Below are 24,968 nucleotides of genomic sequence, written 5' to 3' on the forward strand. Positions count from 1 at the left end.
GTGGTTGAGAGGAGGTTGTTCCAATGGCGCTGAACATCAAGGACCTGAAGATCACCAGCCCGGACATCGGCCCGGACGCACGCCTGGACGATCGGCACGCCAAGGACCGCGAGAACACGCCGCCCGTGCTGAGAATCAGCGGCGTGCCGGACGGCACTGCCGAGCTCGCGCTCGTCTGCCACGATCCGGACGCTCCCCTGCCATGGGGTTTCACCCACTGGACGCTGTATGGCATCCCGGCCGACACCAAAGAGCTCGGCAGCGACGCGGACATCCAGTTCCGGCCCGGACCCAACAACTTCGGAGCCGAAGGCTACGGCGGGCCCCGCCCGCCGGCCGGGCACGGCCCGCACCGCTATTACTTCTGGGTGTATGCCCTGAGCCGTTCCGTCGAGGGGGCGCCGTCCCTGCGTGAGTTCCTGGACGACTATGGCGACGCGATCATCGAGCAGAACCGAGTGGTGGGGATCTACGAGCGGTAGCCGCCCACTCTCATGATCATGAACACTACGTGACCATATTGGTCATTTAGTGTTCATGATCATCGGGAGGTGAGCCAGCGGTGCAGGCTGGTCGACAGCGCGACGGGCGCGTCGAGCTGAATGAGGTGTCCCGCGCCCTCGATCAACTCGAGCCGGGCACCGGGAATCAGCTCGGACAGCCGATGTGCCCGGTCCACCGGGATCCAGGTGTCCTCGGTCCCCCATGCGACCAGCACTGGCAGATCGACTGACGGATACAGCGGCTCGATCTCATCGGTATAGGCCTGATCAGCCTGCGCGATCTGCCGGTAGAACGCCGGCTGACCTGCGGTGCCGCGCCAGGGCTGGACCAGCATATCGAGCTCGGCCGCGCCGAGTCCACGGTGGCTGGCACCCTCGATATACGCCCGGAGAGCGCCGTCGTGAATCACCGGCGGCAACGCCGCGAACACCTCGGCATGGTCCCGGACCAGCCGGAAGAACTCCGAGCCCCACGGTGCCAGGGCGACGACGTCGACCAGCGCCAGCGACGAGTATCGCGCTCCGTGCAACAGGTGTGCCCGCAGTGAGACCGCACCGCCATAGTCGTGGGCCACCACGTGCGGCTCATCGAGGTTCCAGTGAACAAGCAGGTCGGCCAGCAACTCCCCCTGAATATCAAGCGAGACCCGATGCTCGGCATCCTTCGACGACTGCCCATACCCGGGCATGTCCCACAGATACACGCGGAATTCTCCGGCCAGCGCCTCGGCGAACGGCGCCCATAGCGCCGACGACCACGGCGTCCCATGACAGAAAACGACGGGCGGGCCGTCCCCGGCGCTTCCCCAGCGCACCCGCCGGCCGTTCCAGCTGAATTCCTCGCTCAGATCCACCCGCCGAGAATATGCGACGCCGCCGACACCCTTTAGGGTCGGCACATGCCCCCTGAACAGGCAGAGAACACCATTTATGACGTGGCGGTCGTCGGCGCCGGACTGATGGGGGCGTGTACAGCATGGGCGCTCGCGCGGCGCGGCCTGCGTGCAGTGGTCCTTGAACAGTTCCAGCCCGGGCATCCATCCGGCTCGTCACACGGCAGCTCGCGGATCTTCCGCCGGGTGTATCCGGATCCGTTCTATGTGGAGCTCACCGCACGAGCGTCGGACAGCTGGCAACGTCTGGAAGACGACACCGGCGTCACGCTCCGCACGTTCACCGGTGCCGTCGACCACGGGGCAGGCCGGGAGCCGCGGCGGCTTGCCTCCCTGCTCAGCGACCAATCAGTTCCGCATCAGTTGCTCAGCGCTGCCGAAGCTCAAGAACGCTGGCCGCACATGGCCTTCGACACCGACGTCCTTTACCACCCGGATGCGGGCGTCTTGGACGCGGACCTGGCCGTGCGATCCGCACTTGCCAGAGCCCGGGCGGACGGGGCCGACGTCTACCTGGACACCAGGGTCACCGAGGTCGCCCCGGGTCACTACGGCGTGCTGGTGCGGGCAGCCAACGCCACCGGCGAGATGTCCTTCAACGTCCGGCACGTGGTTCTGGCCGCCGGCGCATGGAACCAGCGCCTGATGCCGAACTTGTTGGGTCCGGCCGCTCCACGACTGAGCGTCACCCAGCAGCAAGTCGTGCATTTCCCACAGCGCGAACCCGTCGAAGACTGGCCGGTCATGGTTCACCAGGACGAGTTCTTCGTCTTCGGCATGCCCGCCGGCGCGGCGGCGCCTGGGGCGATCAAGCTCGGTGAGCACGACCGAGGAACAGCGACGACGGCAGAGAGCCGAGACGGATTCGTGGATCCGCGGTGCATCGACCGGCTCGTCAATTACGTGGAGCGGTTTCTCCCGTCGCTGGTTCCTGAACCTTTCCAGGCGTTGTCCTGTCTATACACCTCGACGCCGACGGAAGACTTCGTCATCGACGCCGACGGACCAATCATCGTGTGCTCGCCGTGTTCCGGTCACGGGGCCAAGTTCGCCGCGTACACGGGAGAACTGGTCGCCGAGATCGCGACGGGAACCGGCAACCCGCCGGAGCGGTTCACGCTGCGCCGCCATTCGCGCTGAGTTCCCGACCCCCCGGCGGAGCACTAGTGCTGGCCGGCCTGACGAGGCGGGATGTCCAGTGCTTTGGCCGACTCCTGGTACATCCGCACGAATTCTTGCCGGATCTCCGGGCGTTCGGTGAGTGGCCGGCTCCACGGCACCCGTACGGTCCGCTCCGCACCGTCCACCACAACCCGGAAGTCCACTCCGGTTCCGTCCAGGTGAACGACCGTCGCCTCCGATGCCTCCGGGACACCCCCGAGGGCACGCACGATCAGCAGGGAATCGTCGTCGTGTTCGTCGCTCATATGCTCAGCAACGGCCGTAATCACGTCCGGTGCAAAAGGGTTGTCGCTCATCACGCCAGAATAGCTACGTGACATATACCCAGCCGACGCTGACCGACGACGACACCGCCCGGCTACGCGATGCCCTGAGCGCCGCGGACTACCGCGTCGACCCAGTCCACGAACTGCTGGGCGACCGCGCCGCCGCCGCGCTACATCGCAATCACACGATTCCTGGGCGAATGGCGGTGACCGGCAGCACGCCGCTCGAGGTCATGACCAAACTCTGGAGACTTCAGGCACCGGTGCCACTCAGCGCCGCCCGCAACGCGCTGCCACTCGACGCGCTACTCGACGGAGGCATCGTCGCCGCCGACGGTGACGAGGTCCGCGCGCTGGTCGACATCCGCCCCTATGCCGACGACACCGGCGACTGGTGGGTCGCGGCCGACCTCACGCCTGAGCTCGACGGTCGCACATCGCCGATCTCCGCCGACCACGTGCTCGGTCTCAACGCGGCATCGAGCACGCTGGCTCGAGTTACCGTGCGGCGTCCAGTGGGCCGGTCGCTGGATCTCGGCACCGGATGCGGGGTGCAGTCACTGCATCTGAGCCGGCACAGCGACTCCGTCATCGCCACCGACGTCAATCCCCGGGCGCTGCGGATGGCGGCGCTGACCACCGGACTGAACGGCGTCAGCGCGGATCTTCGCCAGGGCAGCTTGTTCGAGCCGGTCGCGCAGGAACGTTTCGATCTGATCGCCACCAATCCGCCCTTCGTCGTGTCACCCGGAGGCCGGCACGTGTACCGCGACAGCGGCCTGGCCGGCGACGACGTGGTCAGGCAGGTTGTCGTCGACGGCGCGGCCCGGCTGGCCGAGGGCGGGATCCTGCAGTCTCTCGGAAACTGGATGCATGTGCGTGGCCAGGACTGGCGCGAGCGTGTCGGCACCTGGGTGGCCGGGACCGGCTGCGACGCCTGGGTGGTTCAGCGCGAGGTGCAAGATCCAGCGGAGTACGTCGAATTGTGGTTGCGCGACTCCGGCGAGACCGGCGAAGCCACGTACGCCGAGCGCTATCGCGAATGGCTGTCCTGGTTCGACGCGAACGATGTGGAAGGCATCGGGTTCGGCTGGATCAACCTACGTGCCTCCGGAGCCGAGGACGCGACCGTACGGATCGAAGATTGGCCGCATGCCGTGCAACAGCCTCTCGGCGCCGCCGTCGCCGATTGGTTCGGCCGGGCAGAACTCCTGCGAGCCGACGACCAGACGCTGCTGAGCAGCCACGTGGCGGTCGCCGACGACATCGTCCTGGAGCAAGTCGGTCAGCCTGGCGCCACTGACCCTGAGCACCTGGTGCTCAGGCAGCACGGGGGAATGATGCGCGCCATCCAGGTGGGCACCGCCGATGCCGGATTCGTGGGAGCGTGTGACGGGACGCTGCCCGTGGGTGCGATCATCGACGCGGTGGCGCAAGTACTAGAGGTGGACCCCGGGCTACTGCGGCAGGAACTAGTCCCACAGGCCCGGTCGCTCATCATGGACGGATTCCTGGTCCCCGCTGTTCGATGACCGGTCGGTCACCGACAATTCTCGCTATATGAGACGAAATCGCCCGCGTGATAGACAATCCGGCCGGTATGCCTTTACGTTCTAGATCAAGGTCATGAGTGCCAGCGTCAAGCCCCGGCTTGCTGGCCGGCAACCCTCCATACCGCGGTGGGGTGCCCCGGGTGAAGACCTGGCCGCCTCGATCCTGAGGCGTCAAGCGCGGGCCCGCGGCGCCGGGTCCTTGACCCGGAGGTGCTGTGACCATGACTCTCACCGAGGATCCAGCCTGTCCCGTACCGGCGACGCCGGAGCCTCTCTCGGCGACGACGCCCAGCTCACCGCTGCTGGAGGTGGTCGGCGGCGACCTGCAGGTGCCGCTGGTCAATGGCGAGGCACGACGCTACGTGAACCTGGACTACGCGGCCAGTGCCCCAAGCCTGCGGGCCGTCGCGGATCACGTGACGGAGATCCTGCCTTACTACGCGAGCATTCACCGCGGCGCCGGTTACGCCTCCCAGGTCTCGACCCGGCTCTACGAAGCGGCTCGTGGCACCGTCGCCCGGTTCGCGGGCGCCCGCGACGACGACGTGGTGATCTTCACCCGCAACACCACTGACTCGCTAGGCGTGCTGGCGGGCTGCCTGCCGGACAATGGCGACGTCGTCGTTCTGGACATCGAGCATCACGCCAACCTGCTGCCCTGGCCACCCGGGCGGACCCGGATCGTTCCCGCGGCCTCAACCCTGGCGACAACTCTTGATCGACTAAGTGCCGAGTTGGCCAGTAAGCCCGCCGCGCTGCTGGCGGTCACCGGAGCGTCGAACGTGACGGGCGAGCAACTGCCGCTCGGCCGGTTGGCTCACCTCGCCCACCGGCACGGTGCACGGATCTGTGTAGACGGTGCCCAACTCGCACCGCATCGCAGGATCGACATGATCGCCTCCGGCGTCGACTACCTCGCGTTCTCCGGGCACAAGATCTACGCCCCTTGGGGTGCAGGAGTGCTGATCGGCGCGCGCGACTGGCTGGATGCCGGTGATCCTTACCTGGCCGGCGGCGGGGCAGCGCGAGACGTGGGGTCGTCGAGCACCGTCTGGCATCAGGCACCGGCAAGGCATGAGGGCGGCTCGCCGAACGTCATCGGCGCAGTCGCCCTGGCCAAGGCATGTGCGGTGATCTCCGCATTGCCCGAAGGCGCGCTGGAGTCGCACGAGATGGTCCTGCGCACACGTTTGGTGGACGGGCTGGCCGGTCTACCCGGCGTTCAGGTGCATCGCATCTGGCCGGACAGCGCTTCAGCTATCGGAATCGCGTGCTTCACGGTGGCCGGACATCCGCCCGATTTGGTTGCGGCCTACCTGTCGGCCGAGCACGGCATCGGGTTGCGGCACGGCAAGTTCTGCGCTCACCCGCTGGTGGACCGGCTCGGGCACCCGTCGGGAGCGTTGCGGGCCAGCTTCGGGGCCGGCTCAGTCGGATCGGATGTCGAGCGGCTGCTGGCCGCTGTCGAGCAGCTTGTGCGCTACGGCCCTCAGTGGACGTACGGCGAAGTCGACGGTCGCTGCGCCCCCGTGCCCGATCCCCGTCCCAGTCCGGTGATCATGAACACGTAGCCCCGCGATGAGCATTCGCCATCACCGGGCGAAGGAGCGCCGGTAGGCCGAGGGCGAAGTACGCATGGCACGACCGAAATGATGCCGGTAGGTAACGGCGGTGTCGAAGCCCACTTTCGCGGCGATCTGCTCGACGGACATGTCAGTACTCTCCAGCAGCGGCAGACTGGCCTGGAGCCGCTGGGTGATCAGCCAGCGGATCGGACTGGTCCCGGTGGCTTTGGTGAAGTGCCGCAGATACGTACGCGGGGATACGTTCGCCTGCTTGGCGAGCGTCTCGACCGTGATCCGCTGCCCAAGGCGCTCAACGGCCCAGGCCATACTCGCCGCAATCCGTCCGCTGTATGGATCGTCACCCACCGGGGACTCGATGTACTGCGCTTGGCCGCCGTCGCGGTGAGGCGCGACGACGAGCCTCCTGGCCACAAGGTTGGCCACCGCGGCGCCGTGGTCTTGCCGGACCAGGTGGATGCCGAGGTCCAGCCCTGCAGCACTTCCCGCACTGGTGAAGATGTCGCCGTCCTCCACGTAAAGCGGCGTGGGATCGACCTCCACCCGCGGATAGCGGCGACGGAGGAGGTCTGCGTGGAGCCAGTGTGTGGTGGCCCGGCGACCGTCGAGCAGGCCGGCTGATGCCAGGGCAAACGCGCCCGTGCAGATGGAGACGATCCGCGCCCCCTTCGCGTGGGCCCGCCGCAATGCCGCCGCAAGCTCGGGCGTGGCCTCGGCGTGGACGTCCGACACACTCGGAATGACGAGAGTCTGGGCTGCCTCCAGCGTCGCCAGCGTATGCGGCGTCTGCAGTGTGGCACCACCCACCATACTCACCTGCCCCGCCCCTTCAGCGCAGATAGTGAGCCGGTACGACGGTGCGTCGGGCCATTTGACACCGAAGATCTCCGTGACGATGCCCAACTCGAACGCGGACATGCCCTCGTAGGCCAGCACCGCGACGTGGTGATCAGGGGATACTAGGACCATGGCGTAATCTTATCGAACAGTGGCGTTTACGCCACTTGTCGGCGACGATTGCGCCGCCGAACATGAGAAGGTGCCCCTCACACGCCTGCACTCGGATCCGTCTCAGCCATCGCGATTGCCCAGCTCAGATCAACGGCACTCAGCCCGGCGATTGGGGCTGGCCGGGCTGATGGCCGTAGGGGTGTCCTTCGGATTCGCGCGCTACGGCTACGGGCTGTTCCTGCCACAGTTGCGCGCTGAATTCGACCTCTCGGTCACGGCCGTCGGGCTCATCGGCGCGGCCACGTATGCAGGCTACCTACTCGCCCTGATCCTGGTCGGTGCGCTCGCTGCCCGGGTGGGATCGCGTGCGCTGATCACCACCGGCGGATTGTCAGCAGCCACGGGCATGACACTCGTGGCACTGGCCCCAGGACCGGCGCTTCTCGCCACCGGACTCGTTCTCGCCGGCACCAGCCCCGGCTGGATCTGGGCCCCGTACTCGGACGCCGCGGAGCGGATGCTGCCAGCCGGAATGCGCGAGCGGGTGCTGGCGCGAATTCCCAGCGGCACCGCGTTCGGTGTGGCGATCGCCGGGCCCCTCGCGTTGCTCACGCAGGGAACCACCTGGCGCTACGCCTGGCTGATCTTCGCCGCAGGGGGTTTGGCCGCAACCCTTTACAACGCGTGGATTCTGCCAGCCGGCACGTCGCCGAGATCACCTGGTACGCCAGCGGGACACCGCTTGACCTTCCGGTGGTTCGCCCGCCGCTCGGCCGCACCGCTTTACCTCACCGCTGCGGCATATGGCGTTGTCGGCTCCGTCTATTGGCTGTTCGCCGTCGAGTCGATCTCGTCGGCCGGTCAAAGCGGAGCACACACCGGCGCATTGTTCTGGACACTCATGGGAACAGCCGGCACCGCTGCCGTCGTCACCGGAGTCGTCTTCGACCGACTCGGCCTGCGCCGGTCCCACATCCTGATATTCACCTCCATGGCGATCGCGGTAGCTCTCTTGGGGCTGATGCCCGGCGCCGCGGTGCCGGTCGGACTCTCAGCATTGTTGTACGGCCCGTCGTTCATGGCCGGCTCCGCGCTGCTGGCGGTCTGGAGCTATTACGTCTTTCCCGATCGGCCCACCACCGGTTTCAGCGCCACCGTCTTCTGCCTCGGAATCGGCACCCTGGTCGGCCCAGCCACCGCCGGAGCCGCTGCCGATCAGTTCGGATTGAGCGCGACGTTCCTGATGACCGCCACTGTCGCCATCCTCACGAATCTGCTGCGCCCCCGATCGGATGATCGCGAACAGACAACCGCGCCATGACCGCACATGATCACGCAGTGGCCTCAAGCACCACAGCCAGCCCCTGGCCGACTCCTATGCAGAGCGCCGCCAGCCCCCAGCCGCCACCGCGCCGGTGAAGCTGCCATGCCAACGACGTCAAGATCCTCGAACCGGAGCTTCCCAGCGGGTGTCCGATGGCGATGGCGCCACCCTGCTGGTTGACGATCTCCGGGTCCAGTTCCGCCCACTCGGCCAGACATGCCAGCGACTGTGCCGCGTATGCCTCGTTGAGCTCGACGGCGTGGAGATCATCCCAGCCGATGCCGGCCCTCCGAAGAGCCGTGTGAGCTGCCTGAACAGGCGCGATGCCGAACAGATGCGGGTCTACCGCGTGGACTGCCCGGGCGGCGATCCTGGCCAGCGGCCGGGCGCCGGTTCTGCCGATGCTGGCCTCGTCGGCCAGAAGCACCGCGCTGGCGCCGTCGTTCAACGACGACGCGTTGCCGGCCGTGACCGTCCCGGCCTCCCGGAAGGCAGGTTTCAGCCGCGCCAGCGCCGCCTGGGAGGTGGTCGGCCGGATACCTTCGTCACGGTCGAGGTCGACGCCGTCGAGGCTGACCGTCTCGTCGTCGTAAAACCCCTCCTTCCAGGCCGACGCAGCACGGTGATGGCTCCGTAGCGCGAACTCGTCCTGAGCTTCGCGACTGATCCGATACCGGTCGGCGAGGACTTCGGCGCACTCGCCGAGCGAAATGGTCCAGTCGGTGGGCATCCGGGGGTTCACCATCCGCCAGCCCAGCGTGGTGGAGTGCAAGGTCTCGTGGCTCCGGGGATATGCGCGCTCCGGCTTGGGCAGGACCCAGGGCGCTCTGCTCATCGATTCGACTCCGCCGGCCACACAGAGCGACGCCTCGCCCAGCGCTATCGCACGCGATGCCTCGATCACCGCTTCGAGCCCCGAACCGCACAGTCTGTTGACAGTCACGCCCGGGACCGACGTCGGAAGGCCGGCCAGGAGCACAGCCATCCGCGCGACATTGCGGTTCTCCTCGCCCGCCCCGTTGGCGTTGCCGAGGAAGACGTCGTCGATCTCGGCCGGATCCAGCTGCGGGCTCCGGCGCACCACCGCACCCACCACTGCTGCCGCCAGATCGTCCGGGCGGACCTCGGCCAACGCCCCGCCGTACTTGCCGATGGGGGTGCGCACCGCATCGAGGACGAACACGTCATTGACCCGCGTCACAGCGACTCCTCGCTCGTGTCATCGAACGGCAGCAGGCTTGACCGGCCACCGCACCTTCTCGCCAGAAGTGTACGTGATGCGGATTGATGTTCGACCTGCGAACATTCTCGACTCTGAGCCATGCTCGAACCCGCGACTTCAATACCGCTAGGTCGTGTTCGGGGCCAGGAACTGCCCGCAGGGCGACCTGGCGGTATCGAAGTGCGAGACATAGAGACCTGGGCCCACTTCGATCAATCCCTGGCCGGTCGGTGCGTGCTCTGGTGATCTGGTCCCGGGATTCGTAGAGTAAGCGCGAGCAAGGTGTCTGACGCCGGACACGAACCCACCGGAGGGCCTCGCGCGTGGATATCCGGTCATCACGGCTGCCGTTGGTTTTCCTCACCGCTGCCGGCTTGGGCCTGGCCGCATGCGCTGTGGAGCCTGCCTACGGCGACCTGGCCAGGCCGGCCACCACTGAGCATGCCCAGCCGTTGCCGTGGGACACCGCCCTGCCTGCGACCGGCGAGGCCGACGGCACCGAAGGACCCTCCGGCGACGCCACCGCCACAGACTCGCCGTCACCCACGTCCTCACCGTCACCGACCTCTTCGCCGACGACCACGCCCACCGACGAGCCAGAACCCACGCCCAGCCGGACGCCGTCGGACACCCCCTCCCCCACTGAGGACACCGAACCACCGGATCCGGACGAGAGCGATCCGCCCTCCGAACCCGACGGCTCGGCCGAGACCGAAGCCAGGGTCGTCGAGCTGACCAACGCCGAACGGCGGGATCACGGCTGTGAACCACTGCGCACAGACGAACGGCTAGGCACCGCCGCCAGAGCGCACAGCACCGATATGGCTCGACGGAACTACCTCGACCACGTCAACCCCGAAGGAGAAGGGCCCGGTGAACGTGCCGCCGCGGCGGGCTACTCCCGGTGGGGTGGTGAAAACGTCGCCATGGGCTACCCGACGGCCGACGCCGCCGTCGCGGCATGGATGAACAGCGACGGCCACCGCGCCAATATCCTCAATTGCGACTTCCGGGCCATCGGCGTCGGGGCGGCCGAAGGCTCACAGGGTATGTACTGGACCCAGAAGTTCGGTTACGAATGACCTCAGCGCGCTTGACTTCGAGTGCGCTCTAACCCATAGCGTCAACGGCGTGACAGCGATTCAGCCCGGCCAGATCACGACGAGCCCGCACCTAGGCGTCTCGGAAGCGGCGGACCACACCGGCGTCAGCGCACACACCCTGAGGTACTACGAACGGATCGGGCTTCTTCGTGTCCGGCGTGACGCCTCCGGCCACCGGCTATACGGCAGCCATGACATTCAGCGCGTCATGTTCATCACCCGCCTGCGCCAGACCGATATGCCGATCCGCGAGATTCAGCGCTACTTCGCCTTGGCCGACGCCGGACCGGCCACCGAGCCAGAACGGCTCGAACTGCTGACCCGGCATCGCGAAGCGGTGCGCGCCAAGCTTCAGACCCTCGGCTCGGCCCTTGAAGCCATCGAACTCAAGATCGACATCTACGGCGGGGCAGGATGCCCGCCGGCCTCGACCAGCTAGGAGAACGTATATGACCGCCCCCACCCGCCCGCTGGCCCCTCGTCAGCTGGGCAGCTCCGGATTGACCGTCTCCGGCCTCGGGCTCGGCTGTATGGGCATGAGCGAGTTCTACGGCTCACGCGACGACGACGAGTCGGTCGCCACCATCCATCGGGCTTTAGACCTAGGCGTCAACTTTCTCGACACCGCCGACATCTACGGTCCACACACCAATGAACAACTGGTGGGCCGCGCGATCGCCGGCCGGCGAGACGAGGTCGTCCTGGCCACCAAGTTCGGGATCCTGCGCGATCCCGACGACCCCGTCTCCCGCGGCATGAACGGCACCCCGGAATACGTCCGGGCCGCATGCGAATCGTCACTCCAGCGGCTGGGCATCGACCACATCGACCTCTACTACCAACATCGAGCCGACCCGGACGTACCCATCGAGGAGACCGTCGGCGCCATGGCCGAACTGGTCCAGGCCGGCAAGGTGCGCTACCTGGGACTCTCCGAAGCGGCCGCGGACACGATCCGCCGGGCTCACGCCGTCCACCCGATCGCAGCACTGCAGTCGGAGTGGTCCCTGTGGAGCCGCGACATCGAGGGCGAGGTTATTCGTGCCTGCCGCGAGCTCGGCGTTGGCATCGTGCCGTACAGCCCGCTGGGCCGGGGTTTCCTGACCGGCGCCATCACCTCGCCCGATGACTTCGACAGCGACGACGTCCGGCACCGGTTCCCCCGCTTCCAGGGCGAGTCGTTCGGCAAGAACCTCGAGCTGGTGGACAAGGTCCGCGCGATCGCCGATCGCCAAGGGAACACCCCTGGGCAGGTAGCGCTGGCCTGGGTGCTTGCGCAAGGGGAAGACGTCGTGCCCATACCAGGCACCAAGCGGCGGCGTTACCTAGAGGAGAACGTCGCCGCCGTCGACGTGAAGCTCGACGAATCCGAGCTGCGGGAACTTGAGGCGGTTGTGCCGCAAGGAGAGCGCTACGGCGACATGACCTTCGTCGCCGGCACCACCCCCATGCCTCGCTGACCTACACCCGGCCTCACCTAGATGATCATGTTTGGTGGGTTTTCTCGTGGATCAACAGGACTGCAGGCATGGTCAAGCACGAGGAAACCCACCAAACATGATCATCTAGTTTGGCGCCGGGGCGGGACGGGCGGCGGCGCTGAGCTCGCGGCGCAGTCGGTGCCACGCCAGCAGCCCGCAGCCCGCGAATCCCACCGCGTTGACCACACCATGTGTGGCGGCCATCCACGTCAGAGACAGATAGGGAATGTCTTCCCACACGTGCCCAGCCGCCCAGCTCAGCGCCAGCACCATCGTGCCGGCGAGCACGATCGCGCTCGTGGCGAACAGGAACCTGGTGAGACGGTTCGACGACGACGGCCGTACCCGGCGCCACACGATCCACCCCAACATCCACATGCCCGCTGTGAGGACCGCCGCGCCCAGCATCTCGACCTCGTCGGACGTGAAATACCCGATGAACACGATCGCCGTGCCGGCCGGGACGGTCAGCGCCACGATCTCCGACATCAGCGACCGCACGGTGCTGGCGACCAATCCCGCAACCAACGCCGCGGCGAAGCCCGCGAAATGGAAGTGCGCCACTGTGAGCGCCAGGATCGGCATGCCGAATCCGAACAGCTCGTACCCGGCGCGCGCGGCCACCAAGCTGCTGCCCGCGATCAACGGCGTGACCATCGCCGTCAGCACCGCGATCTCCACGGGTTGCAGGGAGCGCCGGCGGATCAGCCGCATCAGCGCAAGGATTGCCAGCCACAGCGTCACCAGGCCATACACGCCCGCGGCCACAGCCGCGGCGCCACCACGGTCCATGATCAACGACGACGCACCCACCACGCCGGCGAGCGGCCACGCCTGGGTGATGTGGGACAGGCGGCGTTGGTCGTCATCCAATAGGCGCAGGCCCAGCGGGACAACAAACACCATCCCGAACGTCACAACCAAGCCCACCAACACCGTCACGAGATGAGCGTACTGTGCCTCTCGCCGCGTGACCGACGCTCCCGCCAGGCACCAGCCGCATCCCGGCCTCGCCGACGATCCGGCGCCTCCCGCTCGGCTGATGCTGCCGTGAACCCGAGTGTTCGGCACGCACTATGGTCGACACGTGCGGCCACGAAGGGTCGCGCTGGAGGGGAGACATGCTGACCGACGCCCAGATACATGCCAACGTCTCAGCTCTGCGAGAACGCATCGACGCGGCCTGCCGGGAGGCTGGCCGTGATGCCGCTGACGTCGATCTGTTGCTGGCGACCAAGCAGGTTCCCGCCGACCGGATCAGGGTGGCGATCGACGCGGGTGCGCGGCTGATCGGCGAGAACAAGGTGCAGGAGCTCGCCGACAAAGACGCGCAACTGGCCGGCACGGAGTGTGAACGGCATTTCATCGGCCATCTGCAGAGCAACAAGGTCAACCATGTTCTCCGATACGTCACCTGCATCCAGTCGGTCGACTCGATCGGCCTTGCTGATCGCCTGCAACGGCGTCTGGACGCTCTCGATCAGAATGTCGACGTGCTGGTCCAGGTCAACACATCCGGTGAGGCAAGCAAGTACGGCGTCCCTCCGGAAGAAGCGTCGGCACTGGTCAAGGAGATAGCCAAACGTGACCGGCTCCGCGTGCGCGGACTGATGACCATCGGGCTCCCGGCCGCCACGCCCGATCTCATCCGCCCGAGTTATCAGTCGCTTCGCGTGGTTCGTGACCGGATCCGAGACGAGACCGGAGGCAGTGTCAGCGCCGGCGTGCTGTCGATGGGTATGAGCCGCGATCTGGACATCGCGATCGCGGAGGGATCCACCATGGTCCGGGTCGGCACAGCGGTGTTCGGAGCCCGGTCCTACTGACCCGGAAAAGACTCACGGGCCGAAGAGGCCGTACTATCTCCAAGGGAGTAGGGCGGTGTTGATCACGAACAGGACCACGCGGATCCGGTCCGTCACCAGGGTGGGAAGAGCCAGAAATCGGCGTGGCCCAGGTGTTCGGAGAGCCCTACCTGGGAACTTGTTGGGGAACAACGTCGTATACCGTGCGTTGTCGCAAGAGGAGTTCAGCACACCAGCACCGGAACTCTGAGGAGCAGTCGAGGGGATTTGATGGCACAGAGCACCAACGGGGCGGGACGCCGCCTCGTGGTCGTGGAGTCGCCGGCGAAGGCCAAGACCATCGCCGGCTACCTTGGTGACGGCTACATCGTGGAATCCTCACTCGGACACATCCGCGATCTGCCGTCGAAGAAGACCGATGTTCCAGAGACCAAACGCGATCGCTACGGCGACCCCGTGGGCGTCGACGTTCAGGGCGACTTCGAGCCGCTCTACATCGTCCCCGCCGGGCGCGCCAGGGAACAGGTCAAGAAACTCAAGTCGCTGTTGAAGGGCGCCGACGAACTCCTCCTCGCCACGGATGAGGACCGCGAGGGTGAGGCCATCGCCTGGCACCTTCGCGAGGAGCTCAAGCCCAAGGTGCCGGTGCGCCGCATGGTCTTCCACGAGATCACCCGCGATGCCATCCGCAACGCGGTCGACAGCCCCCGCGAGATCGACGAGGACCTGGTGGATGCCCAGGAGACCCGCCGGATCGTGGACCGGCTCTACGGCTACCAGATCTCGCCGGTGCTGTGGCGCAAGGTTACCCAGGGCCTGTCCGCGGGCCGTGTCCAAAGCGTGGCGACGAGGCTCGTCGTGGACCGCGAACGAGAGCGGATGGCGTTCACCTCGGCGTCGTACTGGGACCTCACCGCCACTCTCGACACCGGCACGTCGGACGACCCCAGCGCGTTCGAGGCCAAACTCCTGACCGTCGACGGCGCGCGTGTCGCCTCCGGCCGGGATTTCGATGCACACGGCCAGGTCAAAGGGCGCGGTAAGGTCGTCGTTCTCGACGAAGCCCGCGCCAGGGCGCTGGCCGGCGCCCTGGGCGAGGTCGGCTATCAGGTCAAGTCGGTCGAGGCCAAGCCGTACACCCGGCGCCCATACGCCCCGTTCCGTACCACGACGCTGCAGCAAGAGGCCTCCCGCAAGCTCGGATACGGCGCGGCGCGAACCATGCAGATCGCTCAGCGGCTGTACGAGAACGGCTTCATCACCTATATGCGGACCGACTCCACAACTCTGTCGGACTCCGCCGTTTCCGCGGCCCGGTCCCAAGTTCGCGAGCTCTACGGCCCCGCTTACGTGCCGGACGCGCCCCGGGTCTACGCCAGCAAGGTGAAGAACGCCCAGGAAGCACACGAGGCCATCCGGCCCGCCGGAGACTCCTTCCGTACCCCTGCCGAGACCGGGCTACGCGACGAGGAGTACCGACTCTACGAGCTCATCTGGATGCGCACGGTCGCCTCGCAGATGAAAGACGCCAAGGGTGAGACCCTGACCGTCCGGGTCGGCGCCACGGCCAGCAGCGGGGAGGACGTCGAGTTCGGCGCATCCGGTCGGACCATCACCTTCCACGGATTCCTCAAGGCGTATGTCGAGGGCTCCGACGATCCAGAGGCAGAGCTGGACGACCGCGAAAAGCGGCTGCCGCACCTCACGGAGGGCCAGGGGCTGACCGCAGCCGGCATCGAGCCGGCCGGGCACACCACCAAGCCACCCGCCCGGTACACCGAAGCCACGCTGGTCAAGGAGCTCGAAGACCGCGAGATCGGCCGCCCGTCCACTTATGCTTCGATCATCCGCACGGTCCTCGACCGGGGCTACGTCTTCAAGCGCGGCAATGCGTTGGTGCCGGCCTGGCTGGCGTTCGCGGTCGTACGCCTGCTGGAAGAACACTTCACCCGGCTGATCGACTACACGTTCACGGCGAAGATGGAAGATGTCCTGGACGAGATCGCTGCCGGCCGGGCGGATCGGGCGGCGGAGCTGGCGCAGTTCTGGCACGGCGACGAGAACATCGCCGGGCTGAAGAATCTCGCGGACAACCTGGGCGAAATCGACGCACGTGGCATCTCCTCGTTCCCGGTGGGCGACGGCATCACCGTCCGGGTCGGCCGGTACGGGCCATACATCGAGGACGAAGAAGGCAATCGCGGCAGCGTCCCCGAAGACCTGCCGCCAGACGAGCTCACCGTCACCAAAGCCCAGGAGCTGCTCAAAGCCGGCAACGGTGATCGCGAGCTGGGCGTCAACCCGGACACCGGCCGAACCGTCGTCGCCAAGTCCGGCCGGTACGGGCCGTACGTCACCGAGATCTTGCCCGACGACGCACCCAAGGGCGCCAAACCGCCCACCGCTTCGCTGTTCAAGACGATGGACATCGAGTCGATAACGCTCGATGAAGCGCTCAGGCTGTTGACTCTGCCACGGACCGTTGGCAAGGATCCGGAAGGCAAAGAGATCATCGCCGCGAACGGCCGGTACGGACCCTACGTGAAGAAGGGCACTGACTCGCGCTCGCTTCCCGACGAGGAGTCCCTGTTCACTGTCACGGTCGAGGAAGCCGAGAAACTCTTCGCCCAGCCGAAGGGGCGCCGCGGCGCCAGAGCCGCCACGCCGCCACTGAAGGAACTCGGCAACGAGCCGGCCACCGGCAAGCCGTTGGTGGTCAAGGACGGACGGTTCGGTCCGTACATCACCGACGGCGAGGTCAACGTCACCGTGCCACGGGGAACGTCGGTGGAGCAGCTGAGCATCGAGCGGGCCGCTGAACTCATCGCCGAGAAACGTGCCAAGGGTCCGGCTCCGAAGAAGCGCACCCGTAAGTCGAGCGCCTGACGGGCTTTGCCCACCACGTTTCACCCGGTGAGCAGCCTCGTCGATGCTGTGACTCGTACGCCAGGGATCCCCCCGACGTTTCCCTGAACTTCCCCGTCTCGGGGTTGTTCAGGCACACATCGGCCGGGCAGCCTCGAGACCGTGGATCCCGCTTCCCTGGTCGCCATCCCGCTGGCGGCATACCTGGCCATGACCGTTCTCGTCGCGTTCGACTCCATCATGCCCGCCGTCCCGTCCGAGGTGTTCGTGGTGTCGTCGGGCGCGTTCGCCGCAGCCGGTGAACTCCACCTCGCTTGGGCCGTGGCGGCCGCGGCAGTGGGCGCCGTGGCCGGAGACCACGTGGTGTTCGGGCTCGGCCGGCACAAACTTCCGGGCGCACTGGACCGGTTCCGGCTCGGCCGACGCGCCCGGATGAGCGTCGAGCGTGTCTACGACCGGTTCGGGTCCGCCAGCGCGGCAACGATTGTCGCGGGGCGTTTTCTGCCTCTAGGACGCACCGCCAGCGCCGCCAGCGCTGGGCTGGCTGGACTCGCTCCACGGCGCTTCCTCATCTGGAGTGTGGTGGGAAGCCTCGCGTGGGCGAGCTGGCTCGTCGGCCTCGGCTATCTGACCGGATCGGTCACCGAGGCGCCGCTGTGGATGCAATCGCTGATCGGTATCGGGGTGGCGCTTGTCGTCGGCGTGTGGGCCGGCGCGATCAGGGCGATCATCCGCACCCGCCGGCGGCTGATCGATTTCGCGGATCGCAACCGGCCCGCCGCGGCGCCGGCAGCAGCGCGAGCACCTCAGTCGGTGGTGACGTTGCGCTGAAGCGGACGGAGCTGATTGCTGACATCCACCACACCAGGCGTGTCCCAGGCGTCGTCACCCGCGGCCCGTTTGACCAGCCACGACGAGACCTGGCCACCGAGAACCACCACACCTTGTTTCACGTCCACCTTGATGTCGTCGTGTTTGGTGTAGGTGTTCGTCTTCAGCCGATCGACAACGGCCGACTTGATGTCGCCGTCGCTCAGACCAGCCTCGCCCTCAGACTGCGGCTCATCCAGCCACTCGTAGTAATACCGCGCGTCGGGGTAGGTCCACGGAGGAATGATCGGAATCATCATGCCCCAGGCATACCCGCTGTCCGGCGCCTCATGCGTACCGGGGACAGTCCGTTGGACCGGCCCGGTTCAGCGCGCCGCGGGTTCCGCCTCGTCGACCCAGCCGGCAAACAACACGAGCCCGGAACCGCGGTGAACGGCGAGGAACCCGAACGGACGGTCGTAGGTCATTTGGAGCCCACGCGCGTTGTGGACCGGCATCGAGACCACCCGCAGGCCGACTGCTGAGACGGCCGCTGCCTCGAAACCCGTCGCGCTGAATATCGCCACGGCGGACTGCACCGCTTGATCGACCCGCATGGGAACCGGCGAGATCCGGGAGAAATGACCTCGATCGGATCGACTCACCGTTTCCAGGCCGAAGATGCGCGCGTTCTCCAATAGATCGTGCTCCGAGCGCACGGTGAACCGGACGGTGGTGACGGCGACGCTCGGCCGCTGGGCCGCGACGACGCTGAGGCCCGGCGCGGCCGAGACGTCGGCGTGGAGCAAGTCACTTCCGGACTGGACCCGGTGATCACCGGCTAGTACGGCCATCGCGGCAGGCAGCACTGCCGACGGGGGTTGCTCTTCTGGACCGAGGACGAGGTGTACGTCGATTCCGTTGTCGCCCTCGATCCGGGTCAACGTGAGCACCCCAGCCGGGGTCAGCGCCGCCCGCAGGTCGTCGAGCCCGCGAGTGGTCCGCTGCAGCCCGGCGAGACGTTTCCCGGCCCACGGCCCGAGCGCGGGTGTCACGGTCTCATCGCTGAACTTCCGCGTCCACGACGTTCTCAGCGCGACGGCCGTGGCGAGTGTCAGCATCAGGTCGGCGTGGGTCTCGACGGGGAAATGTTCGATCAGGCCGTGGGTGCGCTCGCGTGCCCATACATCGAGCTTCGGCTGGTCTATGCGCGGGTCACCAGATATCTCGCCCACCGTGCCCGGTGGGAGTTCGTTGACCCAGTCGGGGTTCACCTGGGCTGCGCTTTGCGCCCATAGGCCCAGTGCAGCGTCGACGCCCTCAATACCATCGATGCTCTTCATCGCGTCCCGGGCCGACTCCATACATTGATCCGATGGCAGCCTCACCGCCTCCGCGAGCTCTTCGCGGCCCGGCTCGTCGGCCGATGCGGCCAGCACCGCAAGCAGCGGCCACAACCCAGCCCCGGATAGGACACCGGGCCCTTCGAGTCGCGCGGCCCACGACGCGGTCAACGCGTTCACCGTCCTCGTATGCATACACCGACCCTAACCTCATCCGCCCGCCCCTAGATGATCATGTTTGGTGGGTCTTCTCTTGGGTCACCATGCCTGCAGGCCTATCGACGCGCGAGAAAACCCACCAAACATGATCATCTAGCTGGGCGAAGAGGTGAGCCGGTCAACAGCTGGCGGCGTGGGTGACTACGCTGGCGGCGTGACGCATAAGGACGACGCCCGCCAGGACGGGCTGTTCATCGCCTTCGAAGGCGGCGACGGCGTGGGCAAGTCGACTCAAGTCGAACTGCTCGCCGAGCACCTGCGCGGCCAGGGACGCGACGTCGTCGTCACCCGCGAGCCCGGTGACTCTCGCATCGGACCACAGGTCCGAAGCATCGTCCTCGACGGAGGTGAACTCGACGAACGCGCCGAAGCCCTGCTGTTCGCCGCCGACCGTGCCGACCATGTGGCCGCCCTGATCAAGCCGGCTTTACAGCGTGGTGCCGTGGTGATCACCGATCGCTACACCGACTCGTCAGTCGCATACCAAGGCGCTGGGCGCGCTCTCGGCACCGCTGAAGTCGCTGCGTTGTCGGACTTCGCCACCCAAGGGCTTCGACCCCACCTCACCGTGCTCCTCGACCTCGACGCTGCCGAGCGTCGTCGAAGGATGCTGGCTCTCGGGCAATTCGACCGGATCGAACGTGAACCCGACCAGCTTCATGAAAACGTCCGGCGGGCGTTCCTCGAACTTGCCGCTTCAGCGCCTGAGCGCTATCTGGTCGTAGACGCCACGCGCCCCCCGGAAGACATCGCCACCGACGTGGCCGCCGCAGTGGACAAGGTGATGACGTGAGCGTCTGGGACAACGTCGTCGGACAAACGATCGTGCCGGCACTACAGCGCACCGTGGCCGACGCCGCCGGGGTGGCCGCTGGTCGGTCCGGTGGTTCCATGACCCACGCCTGGCTCTTCACCGGCCCTCCCGGATCGGGCCGCTCGGTGGTCGCCAAGGCGTTCGCCGCCGCGCTGCAATGTCCCGACGACGGCTGCGGCCGCTGCGCAGAGTGCACAGAGGTCCGGGCCGGCACCCATCCTGATGTCGCCATGCTGACCACCGAGGGCTTGAACATCAAGATCAGCCAGGTTCGCGATCTCGTCCCCCGGGCCGCGCTGAAGCCTGCCCGCGGGCGCTGGCAGATCGTCGTCGTGGAAGACGCCGACCGGCTCGGGGAGGACGCCGCAGACGCACTGCTGCTGTCCGTCGAAGAACCCCCCGAGCGCACCGTCTGGATGCTGTGCGCCCCTACGGCCGAAGACATCGTCCCCACCATCCGGTCACGATGCCGGGTCGTCCACCTTCGAACGCCACCCTACGAAGACGTCGCTGCCTACTTGAACAGAGCGGAAGGCGTAGATCCACAGATCGCCTCGTTCGCCGCCCGGGCCGCTCAAGGTCATATCGGCCGAGCCCGCGCGCTCGCTACCGACGCCGATGCCCGCGCGCGCCGCGAAGAGGTGCTGCGCCTGCCGTTCGCGCTCAACGATCTCCGCCAGTGCCTCGACGCCGCCGCCAACATCGTCGAGGCCGCCAAGGTCGATGCCGAACGGCACTGCGACGCGCTCGACGCCCGTGAGGTGGAAGAACTGAAGAAGGCCTTGGGTGCGGGCACCATCGGCCGCAAACCGCGCAACATGGACGGTGCGGTGAAAGAGCTCGAGCGCGAGCAGAAGCTCCGCCGCACCCGCGTACAACGCGACTCCATCGACCGCGCGCTGGTGGACGTCCTGGCCCTGTATCGCGACGTTCTGATGATGCAGCTCGGTGTCAGCGCTGAACTCATCAACGACGAGATCCGTCCCTCACTCGACCGGCTGGCCCGCGGCGGCACCCCCGAAGCCACGCTCCGGCGCATGGAGGCCATCGTCGCCGCCCGCGAAGCGCTCCTGGCCAACGCCGCACCGTTGCTGACGCTGGAGTCCATGGCGTTGACGCTGCGGGAGGGGTGAAGGGAGCGGTGTGGGGGTTGTGATGATGCCATCCCCGCCCGCGGCTCGTTCCTCGCCGATGCCCGACCGAACCCTGGATGGCGTCATCACAACCCCCACACCGCGGTCCCCACACGCCCGTCGCAGCTAGCTGAGCATGGGGGAACCCCCACCACGCACGGCCGACGATCACCGCGGCGGGCGGGCAAACGTCACTCGTTGACGGAGACGCCGACGGCGCGCAGCTCATCCGCCGTCTTGGTGGTGAAGAGCCAGTCACGGAACGGCTCTTGCGCGATGAGGTCCTCATGCTCGGTCAACGCCTGCTCACCGAAACGGAAGAAGCGATACCCGTGCGGCCGCAGAGCTGCTTCGACTCCTGCCGTGTTGGCCCGGCCGGGCAAGACTTCGCAGACTATGTCCGGCCGGTTCGCGGCGAGGAACACCTGGGCGTGCTGGAGCACGACGTCCTCGGTCCCCTCCACGTCGATCTTCATCGCCGTCTTGGCACCACGAGCTGACTCCGGAAAGGCCTCGAAGATCGAATCCAATGACCGGATCGGAACGTGTACGCCTTTTTCGAAGTAGAACTCGGTCGAATAGAAATCAGGTAATGCCGAACCACCGGTGCCGGTCTCCAAACACGCGGAGTCACCATCTTTACCAACGCCCTCGGTATGAATGGTGATTCTGGTCAGAAGATCGTTGGCAACGACGTTGTCCAGCGCCGCCTTGGCGACTTCTGGTAGCACCTCGAAGGCATGGACATCGGCGTCCTCCGATGCCCGGGCAGCCAGTAACGAGAAGATGCCGGTATATGCGCCAAGATCCAGGACGAGTTTCGAATCGCGCGCAACGGTCGCGAACACGTCCAGCGCCAGCTGGTCTTCGGACCTCGGCCGGACACCCCGGCCCCAGTAGAGCTCTTTGGCGATAATGCACCGGTCAGGCCGATTCATCACGAAGCTCACCCCGGCCATCCGGGCTTCCACCGACTTCACGTGAGCCGGCGCGGGCAGGCGTTCCCGGCGGATCCGGCCCCCGGCCAGCGTTGCCGCCACACGAACCAGGTAGTGCGGTACCCGCCACGAGAGGATCCTCTTGACGAGCGCCTTCATGCCATGCCAGCTATGCCGGCGACCTATCTCGCTCTTGTGATAATCAGTCACATCATCAGCCATGCCGTCACTCACAACCATCCGTCTCGACAGGCTAGGGGGTACATCATCTTGCTACGCCTGAGCCTCCGCGAGGGTTCCCGCTATATAGAACCCGCCTGAGAACAACCTGTGCACATGCATGGATCAATGGGTACCCGAGTTACCCAGCAAGTCAAACAACACACTGGTTACAGCCGGACTCGGCCGGTGCGCTGCGGCTGAGCCACACACATTCGACATGGCGGCGTCAGGTTCGGCACCGAGCGTGTTCCACAGCACAACACGCCGTATGGTGGCTGTGTGGGCATGGTGATGGCAGTGGCCTTCACCCGGTACGGGAAGCTCTACTACCTCGATCCGGGTGAACACTCTCCTCGTGTGGGAGACAAGGTCCTCGTACCGACCGATGACGGTCCCGAGGTCGCGGAGTGCGTGTGGGCGCCGCAATGGGTCAGCGAAGACGTCGATGGGCTACCCGTCTGCGCGGGCACCGCCACCGAGGAAGACCTCGAGCGCGACGAGCGTAATCGCCGCCGTCGCGGCGAGGCACGCGTCGTCGCGCGCCGGCTCATCCGGGACCACGGGCTACCGATGAAGATCGTCGGAGTCGACTTCGTCGATACCCGTGAGGACGTCGACCAACTCATCACCATCTACTTCAGTGCGCCCCAGCGGGTCGATTTCCGCGAACTGGTGCGCGATCTGGCGCGCACGCTCCGGGCGCGGATCGACCTCCGCCAGCTCGGGCCGCGCGACGAAGCCCGCGTCCAGGGCGGCGTCGGCCCATGTGGGCGCGAGACGTGTTGCTCGACGTTCCTGAAGGATTTCGAACCGGTCAGTATCCGGATGGCCAAAGATCAGGACCTGCCCCTGAATCCGCTCAAGATCTCCGGCGCTTGCGGACGCCTGATGTGCTGTCTGAAGTACGAACACCCGCTGTATCAGGACTTCAAGGCCAACGTTCCGTCGCTCGGATGCGGCGTAGAGACCGATGAGGCCGAGGGTACTGTCGTCGGGTACAACGTTCCTTCCGAGACCGTCTATGTCCGGGACCGCGAAACCGGACGCCGGGTGGCCTGCCCGAAAGCCAGTGTCTGCGGATCTCGCCAGGCGTACGAAGGCGCGGTCGCCGACGGCATGCGACCCACCCCGGACGTCCCGAATGGCGACGACCACCAGACCACCACCGATTCTCAGGAGCAGCCGTGAACCGCCGGATTTCCATCACGCTGGCTCTCGGCGCCGCGATCGCTGTAGCCGCATGTTCGAACGGCGGCCCGCCGGATGCGCCACCACAGCAAGAGATGCCGCCGGAGTCGACGCCCGCTCCGGACGCGACGGAGGGCGTCGACGAAGAACTCGCTACGTTCTACACGCAGACCCTCGAGTGGGACGATTGCGGCGACCAGTACCAATGCAGCACCCTGTCTGTCCCGCTCGATTACGCCGATCCCGACGGCGATCAGATCGAGATCGCGATGCTTCGAGTGCCGGCCACCGGCGAAGACCCGGCAGGTTCGCTCATCGTCAACCCAGGCGGGCCGGGCGCTTCCGGCATCGAGTATGCGCGTAACGCCCGAAACGAGAACGTGGTCGCCTCTGATCGCCTCCGGGAACGGTACGACGTCGTCGGATTCGATCCGCGGGGCGTCGGTTCTTCCACCCCCATCGATTGCCTGGACGACGAAGACCTCGACGTGTTCGTCAGCGAGCAGGCCAGTGCCGAGGATGACGAAGCGTTGGCTGAGCTGGAAGAGACCATCGAAGAGTTCACCGCGGCGTGTGAGGCACGCTCCGGCGACCTGCTGGCCCACATCGACACCGCCAATGTCGCCCGCGACATGGACGTGATGCGGGCCGCGCTCGGTGACGAGAAGCTGCACTATCTCGGCAAGTCCTACGGGACGTTCATCGGTGCCGTTTACGCTGATCTGTTCCCCGAGCGGGCCGGTCGTCTCGTTCTCGACGGTGCTGTCGACCCCGCACTGGAAGCAGAAGAGGTCGCCCTGGGCCAGGCCGAGGGGTTCGAGCGCTCGCTGGACGCCTTCCTGGAATGGTGCCTCGATCAAGATTGCGCCATCGGCGACTCAGAGGACGAGGCGCGCGAAGCGCTGGACCAGCTCATGGCCGACGCCGAGACCGAGCCCGTGCCGACCAACGACCCCCAGCGCCCGCTCACCGCAGCGCTAGCCTTCTACGGGATCATCCTGCCCCTCTACCTCCCGGCCGAAGAGGGTTATCCAGTGCTGGAGAGGGCTCTCGACAACGCCATCAACGACGAAAACGGTTCAGACCTGCTACAGCTCGCCGATTTCTATCTGGCACGCAACCCGGACGGGGTGTACGACGGCAACCAGAACGAGGCCATCATCGCAGTGAACTGCCTTGACCGGCCGAGTACCACGACGCCGGAAGAAGCGCGAGCTACCGCGCAGGAGTTCGAGGATCTCTCGCCCACGTTCGGGCGGTTCATGGCCTGGGCCGGGCTGACCTGCGTGGATTGGCCCGCGGAGTCCGACTTCGATCCGGCTCAGCTCTCGGCGACCGGGGCCGACCCGATCCTCGTGATCGGTACCACCGGCGACCCTGCCACCCCGTACCGCTGGGCGGAGTCGCTGTCCGAGCAGCTCGAGTCGGGGGTGCTGCTGACGTATGAGGCCTTCGTGCACACCGCGTACCTGTCCGGCAACAGCTGCATCGACTCGGCCGTCGATGCTTACCTCCTCGACGGCACTGTGCCCGACGAGGGACGTGTCTGTTCGTAAGTCGGAACATGCCC

General features: G+C 66.5%; 23 protein-coding genes and 1 riboswitch. Of the genes, 15 read left to right on the top strand and 8 right to left on the bottom strand.

Annotated elements, in window-relative coordinates; all coding sequences use genetic code 11:
• Positions 1-23: 23 nt before the first annotated feature.
• Positions 24-482, top strand: coding sequence for a YbhB/YbcL family Raf kinase inhibitor-like protein (locus F7O44_RS11980; protein WP_162450447.1), 459 nt, complete (start codon positions 24-26; stop codon positions 480-482).
• Positions 483-541: 59 nt separating this feature from the next.
• On the opposite strand, the gene F7O44_RS11985 is transcribed toward F7O44_RS11980, so the two are convergent.
• Entirely contained in the window at positions 542-1,357 is an 816-nt protein-coding gene (locus F7O44_RS11985; protein WP_174255898.1) for an alpha/beta fold hydrolase, read from the bottom strand.
• A 45-nt stretch (positions 1,358-1,402) separates the two neighbouring features.
• On the opposite strand from F7O44_RS11985, the gene F7O44_RS11990 reads away from it, so the two are divergent.
• A complete protein-coding gene (locus F7O44_RS11990) occupies positions 1,403-2,536 on the top strand; it encodes an FAD-dependent oxidoreductase (protein ID WP_162450449.1) in 1,134 nt (377 codons plus the stop codon).
• Positions 2,537-2,559: 23 nt separating this feature from the next.
• Here the strand turns inward: F7O44_RS11990 and F7O44_RS11995 are convergent, their stop codons facing one another.
• Entirely contained in the window at positions 2,560-2,874 is a 315-nt protein-coding gene (locus F7O44_RS11995; protein ID WP_162450450.1) for a DUF2470 domain-containing protein, read from the bottom strand.
• Between the two features lie 17 nt (positions 2,875-2,891).
• Between F7O44_RS11995 and F7O44_RS12000 the strand changes: the two genes are divergently transcribed.
• Both F7O44_RS12000 and F7O44_RS12005 read left to right on the top strand, forming a co-directional pair.
• Positions 2,892-4,376, top strand: coding sequence for a DUF7059 domain-containing protein (locus F7O44_RS12000; RefSeq protein ID WP_222851297.1), 1,485 nt, complete (start codon positions 2,892-2,894; stop codon positions 4,374-4,376).
• A gap of 90 nt (positions 4,377-4,466) precedes the next feature.
• Positions 4,467-4,581, top strand: a riboswitch (SAM riboswitch).
• Between the two features lie 37 nt (positions 4,582-4,618).
• Positions 4,619-5,968, top strand: a complete 1,350-nt coding sequence (locus tag F7O44_RS12005; RefSeq protein WP_162450451.1) for an aminotransferase class V-fold PLP-dependent enzyme — start codon at positions 4,619-4,621, stop codon at positions 5,966-5,968.
• A 21-nt stretch (positions 5,969-5,989) separates the two neighbouring features.
• On the opposite strand, the gene F7O44_RS12010 is transcribed toward F7O44_RS12005, so the two are convergent.
• On the bottom strand, positions 5,990-6,949 hold the full coding sequence (locus F7O44_RS12010; protein WP_162450452.1) for a helix-turn-helix domain-containing protein: 960 nt from the start codon (positions 6,947-6,949) through the stop codon (positions 5,990-5,992).
• Between the two features lie 169 nt (positions 6,950-7,118).
• Between F7O44_RS12010 and F7O44_RS12015 the strand changes: the two genes are divergently transcribed.
• Positions 7,119-8,252 (top strand): MFS transporter, encoded by a 1,134-nt coding sequence (locus tag F7O44_RS12015; RefSeq protein WP_174255905.1) that lies wholly within the window; start codon positions 7,119-7,121, stop codon positions 8,250-8,252.
• A 10-nt stretch (positions 8,253-8,262) separates the two neighbouring features.
• Here F7O44_RS12015 and F7O44_RS12020 read toward each other — a convergent pair whose 3' ends face one another.
• Positions 8,263-9,456: a thiolase family protein gene (locus F7O44_RS12020; protein WP_343073864.1), complete on the bottom strand. Its 1,194-nt coding sequence runs from the start codon at positions 9,454-9,456 to the stop codon at positions 8,263-8,265.
• 344 nt (positions 9,457-9,800) lie between these two features.
• Between F7O44_RS12020 and F7O44_RS12025 the strand changes: the two genes are divergently transcribed.
• From F7O44_RS12025 to F7O44_RS12035, 3 genes are read left to right on the top strand one after another with little or no spacing between them, the layout of a single operon-like run.
• Positions 9,801-10,559: a CAP domain-containing protein gene (locus tag F7O44_RS12025; protein WP_162450453.1), complete on the top strand. Its 759-nt coding sequence runs from the start codon at positions 9,801-9,803 to the stop codon at positions 10,557-10,559.
• Positions 10,560-10,608: 49 nt separating this feature from the next.
• Positions 10,609-11,019: a MerR family transcriptional regulator gene (locus F7O44_RS12030; RefSeq protein ID WP_162450454.1), complete on the top strand. Its 411-nt coding sequence runs from the start codon at positions 10,609-10,611 to the stop codon at positions 11,017-11,019.
• A gap of 31 nt (positions 11,020-11,050) precedes the next feature.
• On the top strand, positions 11,051-12,040 hold the full coding sequence (locus F7O44_RS12035; protein WP_174255912.1) for an aldo/keto reductase: 990 nt from the start codon (positions 11,051-11,053) through the stop codon (positions 12,038-12,040).
• A gap of 105 nt (positions 12,041-12,145) precedes the next feature.
• On the opposite strand, the gene F7O44_RS12040 is transcribed toward F7O44_RS12035, so the two are convergent.
• Entirely contained in the window at positions 12,146-13,003 is an 858-nt protein-coding gene (locus tag F7O44_RS12040; RefSeq protein WP_162450456.1) for a YndJ family transporter, read from the bottom strand.
• 179 nt (positions 13,004-13,182) lie between these two features.
• Between F7O44_RS12040 and F7O44_RS12045 the strand changes: the two genes are divergently transcribed.
• From F7O44_RS12045 to F7O44_RS12055, 3 genes are all read left to right on the top strand, one after another.
• Complete coding sequence (locus F7O44_RS12045; protein WP_162450457.1) at positions 13,183-13,887, top strand: YggS family pyridoxal phosphate-dependent enzyme; 705 nt, start codon at positions 13,183-13,185, stop codon at positions 13,885-13,887.
• A gap of 249 nt (positions 13,888-14,136) precedes the next feature.
• Positions 14,137-16,752: a type I DNA topoisomerase gene (gene topA / locus F7O44_RS12050; protein ID WP_162450458.1), complete on the top strand. Its 2,616-nt coding sequence runs from the start codon at positions 14,137-14,139 to the stop codon at positions 16,750-16,752.
• 141 nt (positions 16,753-16,893) lie between these two features.
• The gene (locus F7O44_RS12055; RefSeq protein WP_162450459.1) at positions 16,894-17,562 is read left to right on the top strand and encodes a VTT domain-containing protein; all 669 of its coding nucleotides are present in this window, start codon (positions 16,894-16,896) and stop codon (positions 17,560-17,562) included.
• Here F7O44_RS12055 and F7O44_RS12060 read toward each other — a convergent pair.
• Positions 17,538-17,861, bottom strand: coding sequence for a BON domain-containing protein (locus tag F7O44_RS12060; RefSeq protein WP_187361250.1), 324 nt, complete (start codon positions 17,859-17,861; stop codon positions 17,538-17,540). The genes F7O44_RS12055 and F7O44_RS12060 overlap by 25 nt on opposite strands.
• 66 nt (positions 17,862-17,927) lie before the next feature.
• Positions 17,928-19,079 (bottom strand): serpin family protein, encoded by a 1,152-nt coding sequence (locus tag F7O44_RS12065; RefSeq protein WP_162450460.1) that lies wholly within the window; start codon positions 19,077-19,079, stop codon positions 17,928-17,930.
• Between the two features lie 178 nt (positions 19,080-19,257).
• Here F7O44_RS12065 and tmk point away from each other — a divergent pair, with 178 nt between their 5' ends.
• A complete protein-coding gene (gene tmk, locus F7O44_RS12070) occupies positions 19,258-19,896 on the top strand; it encodes a dTMP kinase (RefSeq protein WP_222851298.1) in 639 nt (212 codons plus the stop codon).
• A complete protein-coding gene (locus tag F7O44_RS12075; protein WP_162450461.1) occupies positions 19,893-21,050 on the top strand; it encodes a DNA polymerase III subunit delta' in 1,158 nt (385 codons plus the stop codon). Before tmk ends, F7O44_RS12075 begins: the two co-directional genes overlap by 4 nt.
• Before the next feature lie 191 nt (positions 21,051-21,241).
• Here the strand turns inward: F7O44_RS12075 and F7O44_RS12080 are convergent, their stop codons facing one another.
• Entirely contained in the window at positions 21,242-22,147 is a 906-nt protein-coding gene (locus tag F7O44_RS12080) for an FkbM family methyltransferase (RefSeq protein WP_162450462.1), read from the bottom strand.
• 348 nt (positions 22,148-22,495) lie between these two features.
• On the opposite strand from F7O44_RS12080, the gene F7O44_RS12085 reads away from it, so the two are divergent.
• Together F7O44_RS12085 and F7O44_RS12090 are read left to right on the top strand one after the other, a co-directional pair.
• The gene (locus tag F7O44_RS12085) at positions 22,496-23,398 is read left to right on the top strand and encodes a PSP1 domain-containing protein (RefSeq protein ID WP_174255913.1); all 903 of its coding nucleotides are present in this window, start codon (positions 22,496-22,498) and stop codon (positions 23,396-23,398) included.
• Positions 23,395-24,954: an alpha/beta fold hydrolase gene (locus tag F7O44_RS12090; RefSeq protein ID WP_162450464.1), complete on the top strand. Its 1,560-nt coding sequence runs from the start codon at positions 23,395-23,397 to the stop codon at positions 24,952-24,954. Before F7O44_RS12085 ends, F7O44_RS12090 begins: the two co-directional genes overlap by 4 nt.
• The last annotated feature ends 14 nt before the right edge of the window (positions 24,955-24,968 follow it).

This window comes from Phytoactinopolyspora mesophila (genome assembly GCF_010122465.1).
Classification (GTDB): domain Bacteria; phylum Actinomycetota; class Actinomycetes; order Jiangellales; family Jiangellaceae; genus Phytoactinopolyspora; species Phytoactinopolyspora mesophila.

What these genes read in the sequence shown, in the direction of transcription:
- F7O44_RS12080 (WP_162450462.1), bottom strand. Translation starts at nt 22,147, where the DNA reads ATGAAGGCGCTCGTCAAGAGGATCCTCTCGTGGCGGGTACCGCACTAC.
- F7O44_RS12065 (WP_162450460.1), bottom strand. Translation starts at nt 19,079, where the DNA reads ATGCATACGAGGACGGTGAACGCGTTGACCGCGTCGTGGGCCGCGCGA.
- F7O44_RS12015 (WP_174255905.1), top strand. Translation starts at nt 7,119, where the DNA reads ATGGCCGTAGGGGTGTCCTTCGGATTCGCGCGCTACGGCTACGGGCTG.
- F7O44_RS12005 (WP_162450451.1), top strand. Translation starts at nt 4,619, where the DNA reads ATGACTCTCACCGAGGATCCAGCCTGTCCCGTACCGGCGACGCCGGAG.
- F7O44_RS11995 (WP_162450450.1), bottom strand. Translation starts at nt 2,874, where the DNA reads ATGAGCGACAACCCTTTTGCACCGGACGTGATTACGGCCGTTGCTGAG.
- F7O44_RS11980 (WP_162450447.1), top strand. Translation starts at nt 24, where the DNA reads ATGGCGCTGAACATCAAGGACCTGAAGATCACCAGCCCGGACATCGGC.
- F7O44_RS12060 (WP_187361250.1), bottom strand. Translation starts at nt 17,861, where the DNA reads ATGATGATTCCGATCATTCCTCCGTGGACCTACCCCGACGCGCGGTAT.
- F7O44_RS11990 (WP_162450449.1), top strand. Translation starts at nt 1,403, where the DNA reads ATGCCCCCTGAACAGGCAGAGAACACCATTTATGACGTGGCGGTCGTC.
- F7O44_RS12045 (WP_162450457.1), top strand. Translation starts at nt 13,183, where the DNA reads ATGCTGACCGACGCCCAGATACATGCCAACGTCTCAGCTCTGCGAGAA.
- F7O44_RS12010 (WP_162450452.1), bottom strand. Translation starts at nt 6,949, where the DNA reads ATGGTCCTAGTATCCCCTGATCACCACGTCGCGGTGCTGGCCTACGAG.
- F7O44_RS12085 (WP_174255913.1), top strand. Translation starts at nt 22,496, where the DNA reads ATGGTGATGGCAGTGGCCTTCACCCGGTACGGGAAGCTCTACTACCTC.
- topA (WP_162450458.1), top strand. Translation starts at nt 14,137, where the DNA reads ATGGCACAGAGCACCAACGGGGCGGGACGCCGCCTCGTGGTCGTGGAG.